Annotated in this window: 13 protein-coding genes; 2 read left to right on the forward strand and 11 right to left on the reverse strand. The window is 54.2% G+C overall.

The genetic code is table 11. From position 1 onward, the window contains the following. From V8L73_RS15970 to norV, 10 genes are all read right to left on the reverse strand, one after another. Entirely contained in the window at window positions 1-2586 is a 2586-nt protein-coding gene (locus V8L73_RS15970; RefSeq protein ID WP_347253431.1) for a molybdopterin-dependent oxidoreductase, read from the reverse strand. Between the two features lie 66 nt (window positions 2587-2652). Further along, on the reverse strand, window positions 2653-3354 hold the full coding sequence (locus V8L73_RS15975; RefSeq protein WP_261831970.1) for a TorD/DmsD family molecular chaperone: 702 nt from the start codon (window positions 3352-3354) through the stop codon (window positions 2653-2655). An 11-nt stretch (window positions 3355-3365) separates the two neighbouring features. Continuing rightward, entirely contained in the window at window positions 3366-4688 is a 1323-nt protein-coding gene (locus V8L73_RS15980) for a radical SAM protein (protein WP_027276040.1), read from the reverse strand. A 12-nt stretch (window positions 4689-4700) separates the two neighbouring features. Then, window positions 4701-5633, reverse strand: coding sequence for a 4Fe-4S binding protein (locus V8L73_RS15985; protein WP_071783432.1), 933 nt, complete (start codon window positions 5631-5633; stop codon window positions 4701-4703). 509 nt (window positions 5634-6142) lie between these two features. Further along, window positions 6143-8239, reverse strand: a complete 2097-nt coding sequence (locus V8L73_RS15990) for a TonB-dependent receptor (RefSeq protein ID WP_347253432.1) — start codon at window positions 8237-8239, stop codon at window positions 6143-6145. A 420-nt stretch (window positions 8240-8659) separates the two neighbouring features. Further along, window positions 8660-8842: a DUF1869 domain-containing protein gene (locus V8L73_RS15995; protein WP_027276043.1), complete on the reverse strand. Its 183-nt coding sequence runs from the start codon at window positions 8840-8842 to the stop codon at window positions 8660-8662. A gap of 2 nt (window positions 8843-8844) precedes the next feature. After that, complete coding sequence (locus V8L73_RS16000; protein WP_347253433.1) at window positions 8845-9198, reverse strand: DUF1971 domain-containing protein; 354 nt, start codon at window positions 9196-9198, stop codon at window positions 8845-8847. 31 nt (window positions 9199-9229) lie between these two features. Next, window positions 9230-9556 (reverse strand): DUF1971 domain-containing protein, encoded by a 327-nt coding sequence (locus tag V8L73_RS16005; RefSeq protein ID WP_027276045.1) that lies wholly within the window; start codon window positions 9554-9556, stop codon window positions 9230-9232. Window positions 9557-9607: 51 nt separating this feature from the next. Then, a complete protein-coding gene (gene norW, locus V8L73_RS16010) occupies window positions 9608-10741 on the reverse strand; it encodes an NADH:flavorubredoxin reductase NorW (RefSeq protein ID WP_347253434.1) in 1134 nt (377 codons plus the stop codon). Next, window positions 10738-12186 carry an anaerobic nitric oxide reductase flavorubredoxin gene (gene norV, locus V8L73_RS16015; protein ID WP_347253435.1) on the reverse strand — a complete coding sequence of 483 codons (1449 nt, stop codon included), beginning with the start codon at window positions 12184-12186 and terminating at the stop codon, window positions 10738-10740. Before norV ends, norW begins: the two co-directional genes overlap by 4 nt. Window positions 12187-12373: 187 nt before the next feature. Between norV and norR the strand changes: the two genes are divergently transcribed. Further along, the gene (norR, locus tag V8L73_RS16020) at window positions 12374-13888 is read left to right on the forward strand and encodes a nitric oxide reductase transcriptional regulator NorR (RefSeq protein WP_347253436.1); all 1515 of its coding nucleotides are present in this window, start codon (window positions 12374-12376) and stop codon (window positions 13886-13888) included. 414 nt (window positions 13889-14302) lie between these two features. Next, a complete protein-coding gene (locus V8L73_RS16025; protein WP_347253437.1) occupies window positions 14303-17041 on the forward strand; it encodes an autotransporter outer membrane beta-barrel domain-containing protein in 2739 nt (912 codons plus the stop codon). Between the two features lie 87 nt (window positions 17042-17128). On the opposite strand, the gene V8L73_RS16030 is transcribed toward V8L73_RS16025, so the two are convergent. Next, window positions 17129-17611 (reverse strand): DUF4822 domain-containing protein, encoded by a 483-nt coding sequence (locus V8L73_RS16030; RefSeq protein ID WP_027276049.1) that lies wholly within the window; start codon window positions 17609-17611, stop codon window positions 17129-17131. Window positions 17612-17665 lie beyond the last annotated feature (54 nt).

Raw genomic sequence — 17665 nt, forward strand, 5'->3', positions numbered from 1 at the left:
TTATTGCTCCTCACCAAAAATAATACGCTGCGGTCTCGCTACGTCCGCAATTAGCGCTTCGCCATGCCACTTCTCTACGTTGCACAGCACGGTATTCCAACCGGACGTGCCCAAGCCGGTGGCGACCTGCTCGGTAATCGCGTTATCCGCGCCCGCCAGATCGACGCCGTTCTTCTCATCCAGTTCGAACCAGCTACCGTGCGGCAGGGCGACGACGCCGGGCTTGAGCGTTTCCGTTACCCAGGCCGGGCGCAGCGTTTTACCGGAAGCGCTGCTGATAAGCACCGTTTCGCCGTGCTTGATGCCTAAACGAACCGCGTCGGACTTATTAAGGTAGACGGGGGAAGGCCACGCCTCCCGAAGCCACGGAACGTTGTCCAACGTGCTGTGAGAACGCCTCAGGTAGTGAGGGTTATAAACCTGGAAGGGGTATTTGCTTTTGACCTTGCCCTTCCAGTCGGCGAAGCTTGCTTCGTATCCTTTAGCCTTCGGCGTATAGGCAGGGATCGGCGGTACTTCGCTCCAGTTGAATTCCTTACTGGCCTTGGTCAGCGCCGGACAGTAGATTTCAAACTTGCCGCTGCCGGTCTCGCGCGGATGGCCCTCGGGATCGCGCACAAAGTCTTCATAGGCGATGTAACCGTAGTTGTCGCCCTCTTTGCGCATAATCTGATAGCTGCCCTTTTCAAGGAACGCCTTCAGCGTAATTTTGCCCTGCTGCGCGCGTCCGGAGACGCCCCATTCGGCCAGATCCTGCTCGGTGATGGTCAACAGCGGCACCTTGGTCTTGCCGTCTTCGTCGATGACGTTGGCGCCCTGCAGCGTGTTGAAGAACTGCTGCTTCTCTGAAATCGGGAAGATTTTATCGACGTCGAGGCCAAGACGCTTGCCGATCTCTTTGGCGACCCACTGGTCGCTTTTCGCTTCATACAAAGGCTGTACGATATTCACCGCCACGATCAGAACTTCGCGGTTGCTCGGATTAAGGATGGTGCCTTCACGCTCCCACTCGGTGGTCACCGGCAGCACAACGTCAGAATACTTGGCGCTGGTGTGCAGTACGTAGGTCGGGGATACGATAAACTCCACCTTCTCTCTAAGCAGTGCGATGCCTTCGGTAATGTTGGCGCGAGTTTGCATCGTGGCATTGAAGGTATGGAACATCATCTGAACGTCGATGCGCTTATCGCCCGCGCCGCGTTGACGGCATACGCCCTCTTTCAGCACTCGGTTGATTTCATTATGGTTAATCGACGTTTTTATCGGATTGGGGAACGACGGTAGGCCGGTGCCGCCGCCGTTTACCAAGCGAGGCCCGCCGTTGCCGGCAGCGTAGTGGCAGCTGACGCCGGTCATTCTGCCCGGACGCCCCATGTGGCCAGTCATAAATCCCAGGGTTGAAAACGCATGTACCCAGCCTTCGCCGTCATGAATGCGCGCGGGCGCCCAGCCGGTCAGCATCGCGACGCGCTCGGTGCCGCCGATCTGTCTTGCCAAGCTGCGGATATCTTCAGGCGATACGCCGCAAATTTCAGACGCCCACTCCGGCGTTTTAGGCTCACGGGTGAAAGTGCCCAGCAGATAGTCTTTAAAGTTATCGTCCGGATTTGCGCCCGCGGGCATATGGTCTTTATCGAAGCCCACGCAGCAACGGTTCAAGAAGTCCCAGTCGATCAGCGGATTGGTAGTCGGCTCATCCTCTTCCAGCAGGGCGTACATGATGCCCAGCGCCAGCGCGTGGTCCGTTCCCGGGTTGATGGGAACCCACTGCGCGTCAAGCAGTTCACTGGTAGCGGTGTAGCTCGGGTCGATGCAGATAAAGCGAGCGCCCGCCTTCCTGGCCTGCAGGTAGTTATAGGACGGGCTGCCCGGGCTGCTCCATGCGGGGTTAGCGCCCCAGAGCACAACCAGCTGCGACTTGCGCAGATCGATACGATCGTTAGCGCCGAACTTGTACCAGCCGTCGTGTACGCCGAGATAGGGGGACGTATACAGCCAGGCGCCCCAGGAGGTGGTTCCCCAGTCGGACGTATAGCCGCCGTAGTTGGCGTAGACGTTAAAATAGTTGGCCCCGCTGCCGCCGGTCAGCCAGATGGATTCGTTGCCGTACTTCTCTTTTATCCGCTTGGTTTCGCTCGCAACGATGTCCAGCGCTTCGTCCCAACTGATGCGCACCCACTGGTCGCGGCCGCGCAGCGATTTATCGCCGCCGCCCGGCGCCCAGTTTTTACGCTTCATCGGATAGCGGATGCGGTCCAAACCAAACACCTGCTTACGCTGAGAGCGCCCGCGCAGACAGCCGCGCTGCTGCGGGGCATCGGCGGAGTCAGTGTGCGTATCGTCCGTTTTTTGCCGTTCGACGACGCCGCCAACCACCAGCGCCTTGTTAAGGCAGCGACCGCCGCAGTTATGCCAGCATGCCGCCGGCTTCCAGACGCCAGCCTTATCCGCCGCCGCAGAAGAGGGCGCTGCTGCGGTTTCCGCCCTCAGCCCCCGGCTTAGGGGCAGCGACGCGATTGCCGCTGCGGCAGTGCCCAGCTGTATAAACGTGCGCCTGCTGATACCTGAACGTGATTTATTTGTCATTAGATACTCCTAACATTGCTTATTGCTCGCTATGTTTTCCATCGTCGTTCTCGTTATTGTTTACTATCATCGTTTACCGTCGAGGTCGGCTTCCTTCGCCCAGGCGTCATTAAGCCGCCGAGCGTCGTGCTTTAAGAACGGGGGCAGCAAAAGCGCCACGCCGCGATAAAAATCGGTTTGTGCATGAGTCTGAACGTTTTGGCAAAACTCATCACAGAACGCCAAAAGATGCTGCGAAAGAAAATCGCACTGCGCGCGCAGGCGCGCGACGGCGCCGTTGAGGGAAACGCCTCTGTGCAAATCTTCGGCAACGCTTTGGCTTTGCTGAAACATAAAGTCCAGCTCATAGCCAATGTGGTCCGCCGCTTCGTTTTCACCTTCTTCCATCATCCAGCCGAAAGACTGATAAACGGCCTTTACCTCACGGGTACAGTGCTGAAAAAGCAGCTTATCCTTTGATACGTAGACCGACTCCCAAGGCGGTGCGGGAGGCGTCTCCGGCCCGATAAACAGGCGGGTGAAGTCCCAGTGCAGGTCTTCAAACGCGGCGTCTCCCGCCGTAAACGCGCTCTGCGACAGCGCGTTTTCTATCATTGTCAGCGCCGCGTTGAATTCCGCATCCGCTACGGGGGGAAACAGCGATTCGAGATCCTGTTCCCGTAAGAAATTCAACAGTTCCGGCGTCGGCTCCTCGATCAGAAGCCGCCGAAGGACGTCATAGCCCATCGGGCGCTGTGTGAGATAGTCGTGAACGTCTGAAGTGTTCATGGTCGTATCCTTTAAATCTCTGAAAATACGAAAGTGGACGGCGTGGCGTACTGCAACTGCACTTCTTTGATATCGAACTCGGTGGCCGAGTACTGCTCGATAACGTTAAGAGAAAGGCAGATTTCTACGTCCAACCGTTCGAGTAAAGCGATAGAAGAGGGATGAAACTGTACGAAGCCGCGCTTAACGTCGCGCCTTATGGGCCGTTTATGTTCGGTAAGAATGGCCGCCACGCCGTCGGCCTGTCGGCCAAAAACCTTGGCGCACTTCAGGAAATAGTCTTTCTCGGAGAAGAAGTAGGTATCGCCGACATCCGCATCGACGTTTTGCTGATAAACCTGCCCGGTATGCTTATTTTCCAGGGAGCAGTAGTGGACGCCTATCGATAGCCCCTTCTCCAGCGTAAACAGCATGAGCCTGAGCGCCGCGTTTTCGCTATCCGCGATAGCCAGACCGCCGGCGTACCAGTAGTTGTAATACACCTGATACGGCGGCGACTTCAGGGAAAATCCGCGTTCACGAAACGCCTGCGCGTTGTTTAACGGAAAACAGAATTCCAGCAGGTTAATGCCGTCGACGCCAATATCATCAAGCTCGCACAGCAGATCGCGCATTCTGTCGTCGCTGCCGGGGATAATGGGCATCTCCACCATCACCGAAGGGATATGCGCTCTGGCCAATCGAATACGCCTGAGCACCCGCGCCTGCTTTTCTAACGAGTCGTCAATTTTTATGCTGAAGCGGATCTCGTTTAGGCCCGACGCCTTTAGCCGCTCTACCGTTTCAAGATCGAGCGGATCGCCTGCGGTATAAAGGCGGGAATGGATATTCGGAAAGCTGTCGCGCAGGCGGTTAAAAAAGCTTACCGTCGCATCCTTATACAGCAAAGGCTCGCCGCCGGTCAGCGCGCCGTAGCTCAGCACGGCTCCGCTTTCGGCGATGTGCTGGACTTCCTGCTCCGCCTGACGAAAGTGGTTTTGGTAGTAGTCGTAGTCCTGCTGGTTGGGGTTAAAGCAGAAATAGCAGTCGCGATGGCACTTCAAAGAGAGAAAGGTGGTATGACTGGCTTCCCCGGTTCGACAGGCGATGCAGGCATCCGAAATCCAGTTAACGTGAATGCTTTTATCGCCGTTGGCAAAAACGGCGCCCTCGGCGCGCAGCCGTGCCCGAAGCGCTGCGTTCTCACGGGCCGAGGCCTCCGGCATTTCAAAATCAAGGCCGAATTGCTCCACGGCCTTCAGCGTATTCTTTTCGATATCCACATACTGCCTGGCATAGTCGGCAAAGTCGGGATCTTTGATACAGTCAAAGGAATCAAGGTGAATGGCTTTCATTTTATTCCTCCGTCACTGTGGGAAATTGAGGCTGTTCATACCGATGCGCTGGGTCGAAAAGCGCAGCCGCTCGCGCACGACGCAGGCCGGGCAGAGATGTTCATCGGGGCTCAACGACGGGTAGCGCCGCTGACAGCGCGGGCAGAGCGCCGCATGGAACGCGTACGACGAGACGGCGCTTTCCTTAACGTCCGGCCGAACGCTCAGCGCCTCTTCAGGGCAGCTCGCTTCGCAAAGCCGACACCCGACGCATTTCCCCGTATCGACAGAGAACTGCCGGTCCTGGTAATGAAACACGCCCGCAGGGCACAGCTGCAGGCAGCTGCCGCAAAGGGAGCAGCGCTCGGTAGAGACGTCGATACTGAACTGCTGGTAGGGTTTAAAAACCTCCGCCAGCGAAATATTTTTAGGCAGTTCGTCCTGCTTTAAATATCTCTGGATTAATCCAATGCCGAGTAAACGACGTCGTTTTATTGCGCTATCCTCTCGTTTAAAATAAGAATCATTATTATTTAAGGAGGGCGAAATAATGGAAAATGGCGGCTTGTTTATAGAATGTAAAAACGTGTTGGCTTCTTCGACAATATTCATCCATGACGGATGGCTTTCGTCGAGAATAAGGGTGCGATAGCCTTCATGATAATAAAGCAGCAGCTCTTTTAGCGAAGGAATGGATTCACCGTCCTGATATAAACGCTCATCCTCGGCGCGACGCTGCGGCATTGGCCCTTCTATGGCCATCACCGGACAGGCGAATACGCATCCGCCGCACCGGGTACAGGCTTCCGCCTTCACCGCTACGGTTTCATTTTCCGTAAGAGACAGGGCATGATGTTCACAATAATCAATACACTGCCGACAGGTTGCGCGTTTACTTTTATGCCGAATACAGTCTGATGTGACTAAAACCGTACCGCTTAGAAACGTGTTGATAGCATACTCCACGGCGCTGCTTGGTAATATAAACTGTTATAAAAATAAAAAATAAAAGCTAATTAAAATTAACTTTTTTAACAATGAAGGCGTATAATTAATTATTATGTTATTAAAATGTAACGATGGCTATTTATTACAATAACTCTATCGGGGGAATACTATTCTCGCACTTTTCGTAATGCCAATATAATTTTCACATATTGCATTATTTATTTTATCTATATTGCGATCTGGGTATTTACTTGTAATTGACGGTAAGAAATTATGGCGGCAGGCTGAGGTATAATTCTTCATCGATTAAAAGCTCTGCCTCCTCTTTGAGTAAGCGGCAGAGCCTGAGCGCTTAGAACGAGCGTTGGACGCAGTAGCGATCTGAGAACAATCGCGGTATACAATCCGATCGCTTGAATTCACACCTCTCGTATTTTGAGTTACTGCATCAATAACGAAATCGCCCCTTTCCAAGCGGGCGATTTTTAACGGCCGGGCGTTAAAAAAACAGAACGCTACACGTCCGCTTAGAAGCCGACGCTAACCGACACCCAGTAGTTACGCCCCGGCATCACGTGGCCCGTAGTGGACTGAGCGGAAGTGAAATAGTCCCCTGCCGTCGTTGTGCCACTGCCGACCTTATACACGTAGGTTTTGGTGAAGTCCTTATCAAACAGGTTATTCACCGCGCCGTTTAGCGTGACGTCTTTAGAGATCTTGTACGATCCGCCCATGTTGAAAACGGTATAGGACTTAAAGTTTTCTCCCAGATTGTCGTGAACCACCTTATTGGCGGCGCTCAGGTTCTCGTAGTTCTGAGTAAAGCGCGCCATTTTCCCCCGGTATTCCGCTTTAAACCAGGTGGAAAAACGATCGTTGACGTTCCACTTCAGGTTAGCATTCGCCATATGCTTCGGCGTGTTGGTCAACGGCGCGCCCTGGTTATCGCCGTCCTTCTGCTCGCTGTCGGTATAGGTGTAGTTCAGGTTAAGCATCAGGTCTTTGGTCCACAGCGGAATGCCGGTCGCAAGCTCCAGGCCCTGCGTGGTCGCCTTGCCGACGTTGGCGTAGGTGCTGGTGTTGTTGTCGATAGACTCGCTGACTATCTTGTTCTTAAAGCGGTTGTAGAACACGGTCGCATTCGCGCCAAACCCGCTGTCGTGCTCGTAGTAGGCGCCAAATTCGGTGTTAACGCTCTCTTCGGGATCGAGATTCGGATTGCCGATGGTGGTGATCGTCCCCTGCCCCGTCACGCCGCTGATGCCGTCATGTAACTGGGCAAGAGAAGGCGTTTTATAGCCGGTGCTGACGCCGCCTTTGAGGGTCAGCTCATCGAGCGCGTTCCAGACTAAGTACGCGCGCGGGCTGACGTGCCCGCCGAAGGTGTCCTGATATTCATAGCGAGCGCCGTAGGTTAAGGCCAGCGAATCTATAAGGTGCCATTCGTCTTCGCCAAACATCGACCAGGAGTCCTGTTCAAACTTGCTGCCGCCGTTGGCCAGCACGATCCCGTCTTTCATCTGGGCGTTCCAATACTCACCGCCGACGGTGAGCAGATGGCTTTCTCCGACGGGCATCAACAGGTTGGTATCCACGATGACGTTGGTGTTTTTCAGCAGGCGCTTATCGCCCACCTTGTCAGAACCTGCGGGAACCGACGACTTGGTGATAAGCCGCCCTTTATTTTCCGTTTCGTTATACGAGACGGTGGAATTCCAGGTCGCAAAAGAGAGCTGATTCGTGCTGCCTAGCGTCGCCTTGCGGCGCTGGTAGCGCAAGGTATCCTCATAGCCGCCGGAAGCGCCTATCGTGCCAAGCTGACCGTCGCCGTTGTCGTATTTTTGGTTAGCGATTTCGCCGTCAAGCCAAAGGGAATTATTCTCATCCCACTGCCAGGTCATCTTGGAACCCAGATTGTAATTGTCAGACTTGACCGGGTTAGGCCCGCGGTTGCTCAGCTCCGCGCCGGTCGATGAGGACTCGACGTGAGAAGCGTCGCGACGGAATATCGTGCCGCGCAGGGTAAGCCCCAGCTGGTCTTCCACCAGCGCACCGCCGGAATAAAAGGAGAATTTGGAGCTGTCGCCATAGGCGGTATCTTCCTGAAAGGTATGCTCAAGCGTCGCCGAGCCGGACCACTCCTTGGGCGCTTTCTTGGTAATGATGTTAACCACCCCGCCCATCGCGTCAGAACCGTAGAGCGTCGACATCGGTCCCCTGATGACCTCGATACGCTCAATGGCGGATATCGGCGGCATAAAGCTGGTATTCATGGCGCCGAAGCCGTTGGGCGTCACGTCGGAAGTCCCGTTTTGTCGAATGCCGTCGACGAGGATCAGGGTATAGCTGCTGGGCATGCCTCGAATACTGATATCCAGCCCGCCGGTTTTGCCGGTAGTGCTGTTCACGTCAACGCCTTCAACGTCGCTTAACGCTTCGGCCAAATCAGAATAATTACGCTGGCTTAGATCTTCCTGGCTGACGATTGAAACGCTTGCCGCCGCGTCTTTAAGCTTCTGCTCGTACCCGGATGCGGTCACGACCATAACGCTGTTATCGTCGGCAGAAATGGCGGGAGCAGAGGCGATGGCCGTTAACGTTAGGGCCATTGTTTTCTTTAACATTTTTATATTCTCTCGCTGTGGTTGAAAAAGCATTTAATGCAACGCATGTCCATAAGTCCGTCTGATTATATATTTCAGTAAATAAATGTAAATAAAAATCATTACCATTCTCAACCATAATGACTTATAAAATAAAGGGTTTTTACTGGGTGATGTTCATGGATGAGCATAAATACGGTGAAAAAACGCTCTACGGCTCTTTTTTCGCCTTTAAATAAAAGCGTTGCATTCGGTGCTTTTTGAGGGCTGACGTTATTATGAGAAGAATTAACGCCAAGCGAATTTATATGAAAAATCCGACGTCGGCAGATAATGAAAAAGAGAAACTGCGGCTGGGTGCCAGGCAAGAATACGGGGCCAGAGCGGCCCCGCATATGCTGACTAATACATCAGAGATACGGCTATTTTCAGCGCGGCCAATCACCAACCACAAACCTCATTTTCACCTTCCATATCGTAGGCGCGCACCGTATTCACCAGGTCTTTAAGGACGTCGGCGGCCACTTCCGGCACCAAGAGCGCAAGCGGCGTCTCAGTTTTGTAGTCAACGGAAACGCCGCTGTCGTTATTGGTGACTGTCACCGTATAGGTTGATGTGCTCATGGTTACCCCCTGTGAGTATTCACTACTTTTCCAAGGCCTGCGCCGCTGAGATCCGCATCCGGTTGCGCGAAAAAATCGATGTTAAAATAGGTGTCTTCCGTCAGCAGCTCGATTCGATGCCACTTCTGCGGCGGCGAAATGCCAAAAGAACCGGCCTCAATAACGAGCTCCAGATCCGGCTCCGCCGCATCGGCGTCAGAAAAGCCAAAATACTTCACGGCGCCCCGCATCACAGAAAGCCGCCCATAAACGCCCGCTTTCGTATTGTGATGGGCAAGAAGCGCCTTCGGGACGGTATCTTTATCCCAGAAGGGCGTTGCTCGCGTGTGCATAAAATTTTCAGGAATAGGTGTCATAACTTCACCTCCGTTTTAAACGGTTAAAATCTCACGCCGACGTCAAGACTGTCGGGTCGACAAAAAAATCGATGTTGAAACAGGCATCATCCGTTAAAAGCGCAATGCAGTGCCATTTTTCAGGCGGGAATACGCCGAAGCGCCCGGCTTTAATGACCATTTCGCATTCAGGCGTTGCGCACTGCGCGTCTGAATATCCAAGATATTTCACAGCCCCCCGCATCACCGACAGGCGAGGATAAACTCCGGGCCGGGTTCCCTTATCAAGATGGCGCAGGAAAAGCCCCTCGGGCGCCGTCGCTTTATTCCAAAACGGCGTAGAGCGGGTATGAATAAAGTGGCTCGGGATGCGTTCCATAGTGAATCTCCTACGTTTTAGTGAGAAACGGGCGCGGCCTTCATGAGGCATTCAGGCGGGCATCGCCTTCAGTAATGCAAACGCCTCTTTCATGCGATCTTCGCTGACGACAAAGGCGCGAAGCTGACCCTGCGCATCAAGGCCTTTGGCCACCATCCCTTCCAACTCAGCGCTGATTTGCCAGCTCAGGTCGCGGCGGCTGGTTTCTCCCGCCAGATGCAGCGGCATAGCCGGCGTTTTTACCTTCACCAGCATGGCCGGCAGTTTGAGCGGCGCCTCGCCCCCCAGCAAATTCTTCGCCAAATACATTGCGCTAAGCTGAATGGGCTGAAGGAAGGGCAGCACCTGGCCGTTGATTTCCGCACAGTCGCCCAGCGCATAGATATCCGGGCAGCTGGTTTGCAGGAGACTGTTCACGACGATGCCCCGATTTACCTTTACCCCCGCGCCTTGGGCCAAAGCGACCCGCGGGCGCAAACCGGTCGCAGCAATCACGACGTCAACCTCAACGCTGCGGCTGCGGTCAAATGTGGCGACGACGCCGGTTTCCGTTTGCGCTAACGACCGCAGCTGCGAACTGAGCAACAGATGAACGCCCATTTCCGTAAGGCGATGCTGTAAGCGTCCGCTCACTTCCGGCAACATCAGCGATGCCAGAATGCTGGCGGCGCTGTCCACAACGGTCACTGCTTTTCCGGCCCGACAGAAATCCATGGCAAGTTCAGAACCAATCAGCCCGCCGCCGACAATCAGCACCCGCTGCGCATTCAGCAGGCGAGACTCGCAGTTGCGGTATTCCGTCTGGCTGTTCAACGTCAACATCAGCTCATGGCCTGGAACCGGCGGCACGCAGGCGCTGGCCCCTGTCGCCAACACCAGCCTGTCGAATTTCCACTTTTGCTCCTGCCCTATGACTTCGCGGGCGTCGGCGTCAATTCCCATTACTCGAGTAAAGGGAAAGAGCCGCAGGTTGTACTGTGCGGCGAACTCGTCCGCCGTTTGGCGGGTAAGATCGTCCGCGCGCTGGCCCAGACTGATAACGTGGCTAAGATCGGGCTTGTTGTATTCATCGATGCTGTCGTCGGCGATCACCGTAACGGGGACGTTCGTATCCTGTTTGCGGATATTTTTCACCAGCTGGCGGGCCGCGAAGCCCGAGCCGATAATCACAATGCCGTTGTTCATTTTGCCTCCGAAGCCAGCTCGTCAAAGACCTCTTTTCCCAAAGAACACTCTGGGCACAGGAAGCCGTCCGGCACCTCGCTCCACGGCGTTCCCGGTTCAACGCCCTGCATCGGTTCGCCTTTCGCAGGATCGTAAATCCACTGGCACACGCTACACTGCATGCGGGGCCCTAGCTGAGCCGCGGCGGCGCAGGCACATCCGTCCTGAGCTGCGGCTTCAGCCTGCGCATCGGTCGTTTCCGGCAGCGGTGAAAGCGCCCACTGGCGGGCAACCTCTCGGCCGTGCTCTCGGCATGCTTCCAGCGTGTCTAAATCCGGGCGCCACTTGGCTTTCAAAGAAATGGTGGTTTCAAAGCCGGCGTCCATCAGGCGAGTCTGGATACGGTCTACCGCGCCGCCGTTCCATCCGTAGCTGCCGAAGGCCGAGGCCTTTTTATTGCGAAAACGCAGGCCGGCCATTTCCTCCAGCATGCCCGCCACTTTAGGCATCATGACGTTGTTCATGGTGGAAGAGCCCACCAGCACGCCCTTAGAGCGAAATACGTTCGTCAGGACGTCGTTCTTGTCACTGCGGGAAATATTAAAGATCTTTACCGCAACGCGCGGATCCACGTCGTTGATCCCCTGCGCAATCGCGTCCGCCATCATGCGCGTATTGTTAGACATGGTGTCGTAGAAAATCGTAATTCGGTCTTCCTGATAGTCGTTCGCCCACTCAAGGTAGCGTTCAACGATCTGTAGCGGATTATCGCGCCACACCACGCCGTGGGACGTTGCAATCATATCGACCGGCACGTTAAGACCGAGCAGCTCGTTCACTTTCGGCGCCACCAGGCGGCTAAACGGCGTCAGGATGTTCGCAAAATAGCGCTGACACTGTTCAAACAGCTCGATCTGATCCACTTCATCGTTGAACAGGCGTTCGTCACAGTAGTGCTGGCCGAAGGCGTCATTACTGAACAGTACGGCGTCGCCCGTAATATAGGTCATCATACTGTCGGGCCAGTGCAGCATCGGCGTTTCAATAAAGATAAGCTTTTTGCCGTTGCCGATATCCAGGCTGTCGCCGGTTTTCACGACGTTAAAATTCCACTCCGGGTGGTGGTGGTGGCCGTTAATGGAGTCAATGCCGTTAGCGGTACAGTAAATCGGCGTATTCGGAATGTAGGACATCAACTCCGTCAGCGCGCCGGCATGGTCTTCTTCCGCGTGGTTGATAACGACGTAGTCAATGTCTTCCAGATCGATTTCCGCACGCAGGTTCTGTACGAACTCGCGGCTAAACTTATGGTCGACGGTGTCTATCAGCACGTTCTTTTCTTCACGGATGAGGTAACTGTTGTAGCTGCTGCCCCGCAGGGTCTTATATTCGGTTCCGTGAAAATCACGAACCTCCCAGTCACGCTGTCCGACCCAGTGGATATTGCTTTTTACATGGATAGTCATAACGGCCTCATCAATAATTAAGATTTATGGAACAGATACATGTCTATAATCAACATCCGTGCCAAACTTTTAATTAATTGATTTACATGATTATCTTAAATTTCTGGTCTTTAATGACTGTCAAAATGACTTTTAAGAAAATAGTCAATATGACATTATTGCGGTCATATTGACTATGGAGACATCGATGAGCTTTTCAGTAAACGCACTGGCCAAAATCGCTATTGAGCTGCAAAGCAACGTCGGCCATCAGGACCGCTTCCAGCGCCTGATAACGACGCTGCGCCAAATCCTAGGCTGCGATGCCTCCGCTCTCTTACGCTATGAAGACCGACAGTTTATTCCCCTCGCGATTGACGGGTTGGCAAAGGACGTTCTGGGAAGGCGCTTTATCATTGAACAACATCCACGCCTTGAGGCGATAGCCCGCGCGGGAGACGTCGTACGCTTCCCATCGGACAGCGACCTGCCCGACCCTTACGACGGCCTGATCCCTGCACAGGAAAACCTTAAGGTTCACGCCTGCGTAGGCCTGCCCCTGTTTGCCGGACAGAACCTTATCGGCGCGCTGACCCTCGACGGCCTGGAGCCAGAACGGTTTGACGCCTTCAGCGACGAAGAGCTTCGTTTAATCGCCGCATTAACCGCCGGCGCGCTAAACAACGCCCTGTTGATTGAGCAGTTGGAAAATCAGAATTTGCTGCCGGGGCCAACGGCGCCGTCTTTCGGCAGCGGCAGCCATACGGAAACGATCGGCCTGTCGTCCGGCATGATTGATTTGAAAAAACAGATCGATATCGTCGCTGCTTCCGATCTGAACGTATTGATTATCGGTGAGACCGGCACCGGTAAGGAACTGGTCGCTAAATCCATCCACGAGCTGTCTCCTCGATCAGTAAGCCCTCTGGTCTACCTTAACTGCGCGGCGCTGCCCGAAAGCGTGGCGGAAAGCGAACTGTTCGGCCACGTTAAAGGCGCCTTTACCGGCGCAATAAGCAACCGCAGCGGCAAGTTTGAAATGGCGGACAACGGCACGCTGTTTTTGGATGAAATCGGCGAACTAAGCCTCTCACTTCAGGCTAAGCTGCTGCGCGTACTCCAATATGGCGATATACAGCGCGTCGGTGACGATCGCAGCCTGCGGGTGGACGTTCGGGTGCTGGCGGCGACAAACCGCGACTTAAGAGAAGAGGTTCAGGCAGGCCGATTCCGAGCAGACCTTTATCATCGCCTGAGCGTTTTCCCCTTAATTCTGCCGCCGCTGCGCGAACGCGGAGAAGACGTAATTTTACTGGCAGGATTCTTTTGCGAGCAGTGCCGCGCGCGGCTTGGCCTGTCGCGAGTGGTGCTAAGCCAGACCGCGCGCGCCAAGCTAATCAACTACGACTGGCCCGGCAACGTGCGCGAACTGGAACACGCGGTTTATCGCGCGGTTATTCTTGCCCGAGCAGGAAAACCCAAAGACGAAATATTACTGGAACCGGCTCACTTTACTCTGCAAAACGAACCGACGGCCAGGCCTGAAACCCCTGAAGCTCCGGCGCAGAACGTCAATCTTCGAAACGCAACGGCGGATTTCCAGCGCCGGCTGATTACCGACGCCCTGAAACAGCACGACCAGAACTGGGCGGCCAGTGCGAGGGCGCTGCAGACCGACGTTGCAAACCTGCATCGCCTTGCTAAAAGGTTAGGGCTGAAGTAGAGAAGCTCTCCTCGTTAGCGTGCGATCCCCGTATGAATACCAATCATTTAAGGTGCTGCCTTACAAAGGCGGCGCTGGTTCTATCTCATTTAATAGATCACGTTTCGGTCATCTCCGCTTTTCCTAATGCCTCCACCCCACCCAATCGCTCTCTGCAAAATTAGGAATGCAATGCATTTAAAAACATAAAATACAAAACAAACAACACGTTAATTATTAATTAAGCTTATAGGGCAAAGCAAAAGAACACTCAAAAAAGTTGTAATATCAAGAGAAACGCCTGCATACTAACCTTGCGCGACAGAGTCGTGAAATCAGCCTTCGATATTAGCAATTAATATACCGAGATCTTAAGGAATTGCGGCGCCCCCACTTTTATCGCCGCCAGGACAAATAAAGGAACTTAATAAGGATATGAAGATAACTAATAATGCGCTAATAAATAGTTCAATATGCACAACGGCATTATTTTTATTCAGCACGACAGCATACGCAGCCTCAATAAACCTTGTTGACGGCCAAGAGCATTACCTCAATAACGAAACCTATACTGACGGCGGACAAGGCAACGGGGCCCTCAAGGTCTTTGGCCAGGGAACCACCGCGATAGGTGATTCGCTAACGCTTCTACCTACGTCATACAGTTCCGGCGGCGCATACGCGGGAAGCGGCGGAAAAATCGTTCTTACCAACAGTACGGTAACGTCAGACAACGCCAATGACTCCTTCGTTTATGCTCTGTGGGCAAGATGGGACAACGGTAACGCCCAATCCACCATTGAAGCAGCGCAGACAACGGTAACCACCGCCGGCTCAAGCAGCCACGCCGCCGTTGCTCAAAGCGGCGGCTATATAGCGTTACGCGACAGCCATCTGACAACGTCGGGTTCCGGAGCCGCCGGCATTTTTTCTACCGGTTCAGGAACGTATACCGGGCTCCCTTCTTTGGTAGACGCTGACAATGTGACTATCGAAACCACCGGCAGTTTAGGCTTCGGCGCTCAGCTTACCGACGGCGGACGCCTTACCTTCCGCCAAGGAGAAATTAAAACCCAAGGGCAGCAAGGCATCGGCGTAATGACTTATGGAGCCGGCTCCGAGGCTCGCGTCATCGACAGCAACATTACCACATCGGGCGAGGACAGCGTCGGCATAGCAGCACAGCTTAATAGCGCCATCACGATGACCGGAGGGAAGATTGAAATACAGGGTGGCGGCGCAACGGCAATCGCACTTGCAAAAACCGGCTCGACGATACGTCTGAGCGCAGTAGACGGCCTCGCTTCACGCGATGCGGCTGTTGGGCTATCGGTGTTGACCGGCGGAACGATGACGGCCTCAGACGGTAGCCGAATTCGGGTCACGGGTGTTGACAGTACCGCGCTCAGCGTTAAAAACGGCGGAGACATCACCATACGCTCAAGCGCGGTAGAAGCTCTGGGGCAAGGCTCTGTAGGACTCTCCGTTAAAAATGACGACATGACCACGCAGGCTCAGCTTACGCTGACGGACAGCACGCTAAGGGCGGAAAAAGCCGCGTTTGAGATTGAGAGCGGAAACGCAAAACTATCCCTGAATAATGCTTCCGTTGAGGCTCAGTCCGGCATTATTCTCGATCTCGAAGGTAAGGCCCCTGGTACTGCCTCTGCCGTCATCGACAGTGCGGCTTCTCGGCTAAGCGGCGATATTCGAGGCGCATCGCTCGACCTGAACATGAGTTCAGGCTCCGTTTGGGCAGGAAGCGCCCACAGCGACAGCATAAGCGGCCGCTCGCCAAACGTCGTGATAAGCGACAGCCGCTGGAACCTGACCGGTAGCTCTGGCCTGGATAAGCTGACGCTCAACAATTCTACGGTCGATCTTTCCCATGCGCAGTCCGGCAGTGGCTACTCTACGCTGAGCGTCGCCCATCTGAGTGGCAACGGCTCGTTCGTTTTACGTACCGACATTGTCGGTGACGGTATCAACAACGCGGGCGACAGGCTGGTAGTGACGGAAACCAGCGCTGGAAACCACTTATTAACCATAACGAACCGCGGCAGCCTGGCGACCACCGGCAATGAGGTATTAACGGTAGTGGAAACAGCAGACGGCGCCGCAAGCTTCACGTCCACCTCTCAGGTGGAATTGGGAGGCTATCTGTACGACGTGCGCAAGAACGGCAACAGCTGGGAGCTGTACTCTTCCGGCGCTTATATTCCACCAACGGATCCAACTCCGGAGGAAAAGCCAAAACCGCCCGTCACAACAACGGCGGACGCCGGCGGTAACTACCTGAACGTCGGCTATCTGTTGAACTATGCCGAAACCCAGACGCTGATGCAGCGTATGGGCGACCTGCGTCAAAGCGGCGAGCGGGGTAACGCGTGGATGCGCGGGTTCGGCGGTAAGTTCGACGCCTTCGCCAGCGGCAAGCTGAGCGGATTTGACATGACCTATAGCGGAACGCAGCTGGGCTTCGATAAACGCGTTTCCGCCGAAACGCCTCTGTACATCGGCACGTTTATGGGCCTGACCCGCGGTTCACCGGACTACCGTAGCGGAGACGGCACAGTGCAGTCTCACCACGTGGGCCTTTACGCAACCTATATGGCGGATAGCGGTTTCTACATTGACGGCATCGCCAAGCTTTCCCGCCTGAAAAACTCGTTCAGCGTGATGGACAGCCAAAGTAATAAGGTCAGCGGCAGCGGTAGCTCAACGGGCGCCAGCGCTTCGGTAGAAGTCGGGCAGAGGCTCAGTCTTAGCCTGCCGGGCAACGGCTTCTATATTGAGCCACAGGCTCAATTCACCTACGGGCATCAGACCGCAGCGCACATCAACGCCAGCAACGGCCTGAGGATCCGTCTTGGCAGCTACGAGTCAATGATTGGCCGCGTCGGCACGCTGTTTGGCTATGAAACAGCGGTAGGTAATAGCAAAGTTGACGTTTACCTGAAAACGGGGCTAGTCAGAGAGTTCGACGGCAACACGGCCTATAGGCTGAACGGTTCACGCGAAGCGCACGGCTTCAAGGGAAACTGGTGGAACAACGGATTGGGGGTTAGCGCCAGCATAAATGATGCCCATGCGCTTTATGTGGAAGTTGACAGCTCAACGGGCAACCGATTCGACCAGCGTCAAGTTAACGGCGGATACCGCTTTAGTTTCTGACCGTTCCCCGTAATAATCGCCCGTTAAAGCGGGCGATTATCTTTATTCTCAACCTTTAGGCGATGGCGAAACGGCGTTGAGAATCAGTCATTTTTTTACTCTATGAACGATGTCGAAATAGTCGTTTTTATTGCCCTGCTCAGGATAGATCCTGTAAGTATATTCCTCAGGAGTTACCTTGACGTTTTCAACCACGCGGGTAAACAGAACGTCGCCTTTGTCATTCTTTGCCGTCAGTGAACGGCTTTTACCATCGTCGCTGAATGACCAGTCGCCCTGCATCTTAGGCTTGCCGTCAAGGGTGGTCATTTTAAACGTGCCGTCGGGATAGTATTCCGCTACGCCAAAAAAGTTGGTAACCCGCTTGTCTTCCGCGCTTACGCTTTTCTTATCCTGATTCAACGCTTCGGTCGTTACCCAAACCTTACCCACCATAATTTGCTCATAGGAATTTAGCTTGCTCTGCGCGGCCTTTTGCTGGCTCTCTGTCTGAGAGGAAGCAGCATGAACCGTAAAGGCCGTAACGGATGAAATAGCCAACAGCGCAGGGATTAATATCTTTTTCATCATATCTCCTAAGTGGATATACAAAATACACATGCAACGCTTTTATGGTTTAGAGTA

This window comes from Leminorella grimontii (genome assembly GCF_039789245.1).
GTDB lineage: Bacteria > Pseudomonadota > Gammaproteobacteria > Enterobacterales > Enterobacteriaceae > Leminorella > Leminorella grimontii.

What these genes read in the sequence shown, in the direction of transcription:
- norW (WP_347253434.1), bottom strand. Translation starts at nt 10,741, where the DNA reads ATGAACAACGGCATTGTGATTATCGGCTCGGGCTTCGCGGCCCGCCAG.
- V8L73_RS15975 (WP_261831970.1), bottom strand. Translation starts at nt 3,354, where the DNA reads ATGAACACTTCAGACGTTCACGACTATCTCACACAGCGCCCGATGGGC.
- V8L73_RS15970 (WP_347253431.1), bottom strand. Translation starts at nt 2,586, where the DNA reads ATGACAAATAAATCACGTTCAGGTATCAGCAGGCGCACGTTTATACAG.
- V8L73_RS15995 (WP_027276043.1), bottom strand. Translation starts at nt 8,842, where the DNA reads ATGAGCACATCAACCTATACGGTGACAGTCACCAATAACGACAGCGGC.
- V8L73_RS15980 (WP_027276040.1), bottom strand. Translation starts at nt 4,688, where the DNA reads ATGAAAGCCATTCACCTTGATTCCTTTGACTGTATCAAAGATCCCGAC.
- norV (WP_347253435.1), bottom strand. Translation starts at nt 12,186, where the DNA reads ATGACTATCCATGTAAAAAGCAATATCCACTGGGTCGGACAGCGTGAC.
- V8L73_RS16030 (WP_027276049.1), bottom strand. Translation starts at nt 17,611, where the DNA reads ATGATGAAAAAGATATTAATCCCTGCGCTGTTGGCTATTTCATCCGTT.
- V8L73_RS16000 (WP_347253433.1), bottom strand. Translation starts at nt 9,198, where the DNA reads ATGACACCTATTCCTGAAAATTTTATGCACACGCGAGCAACGCCCTTC.
- norR (WP_347253436.1), top strand. Translation starts at nt 12,374, where the DNA reads ATGAGCTTTTCAGTAAACGCACTGGCCAAAATCGCTATTGAGCTGCAA.
- V8L73_RS16005 (WP_027276045.1), bottom strand. Translation starts at nt 9,556, where the DNA reads ATGGAACGCATCCCGAGCCACTTTATTCATACCCGCTCTACGCCGTTT.
- V8L73_RS15990 (WP_347253432.1), bottom strand. Translation starts at nt 8,239, where the DNA reads ATGTTAAAGAAAACAATGGCCCTAACGTTAACGGCCATCGCCTCTGCT.
- V8L73_RS16025 (WP_347253437.1), top strand. Translation starts at nt 14,303, where the DNA reads ATGAAGATAACTAATAATGCGCTAATAAATAGTTCAATATGCACAACG.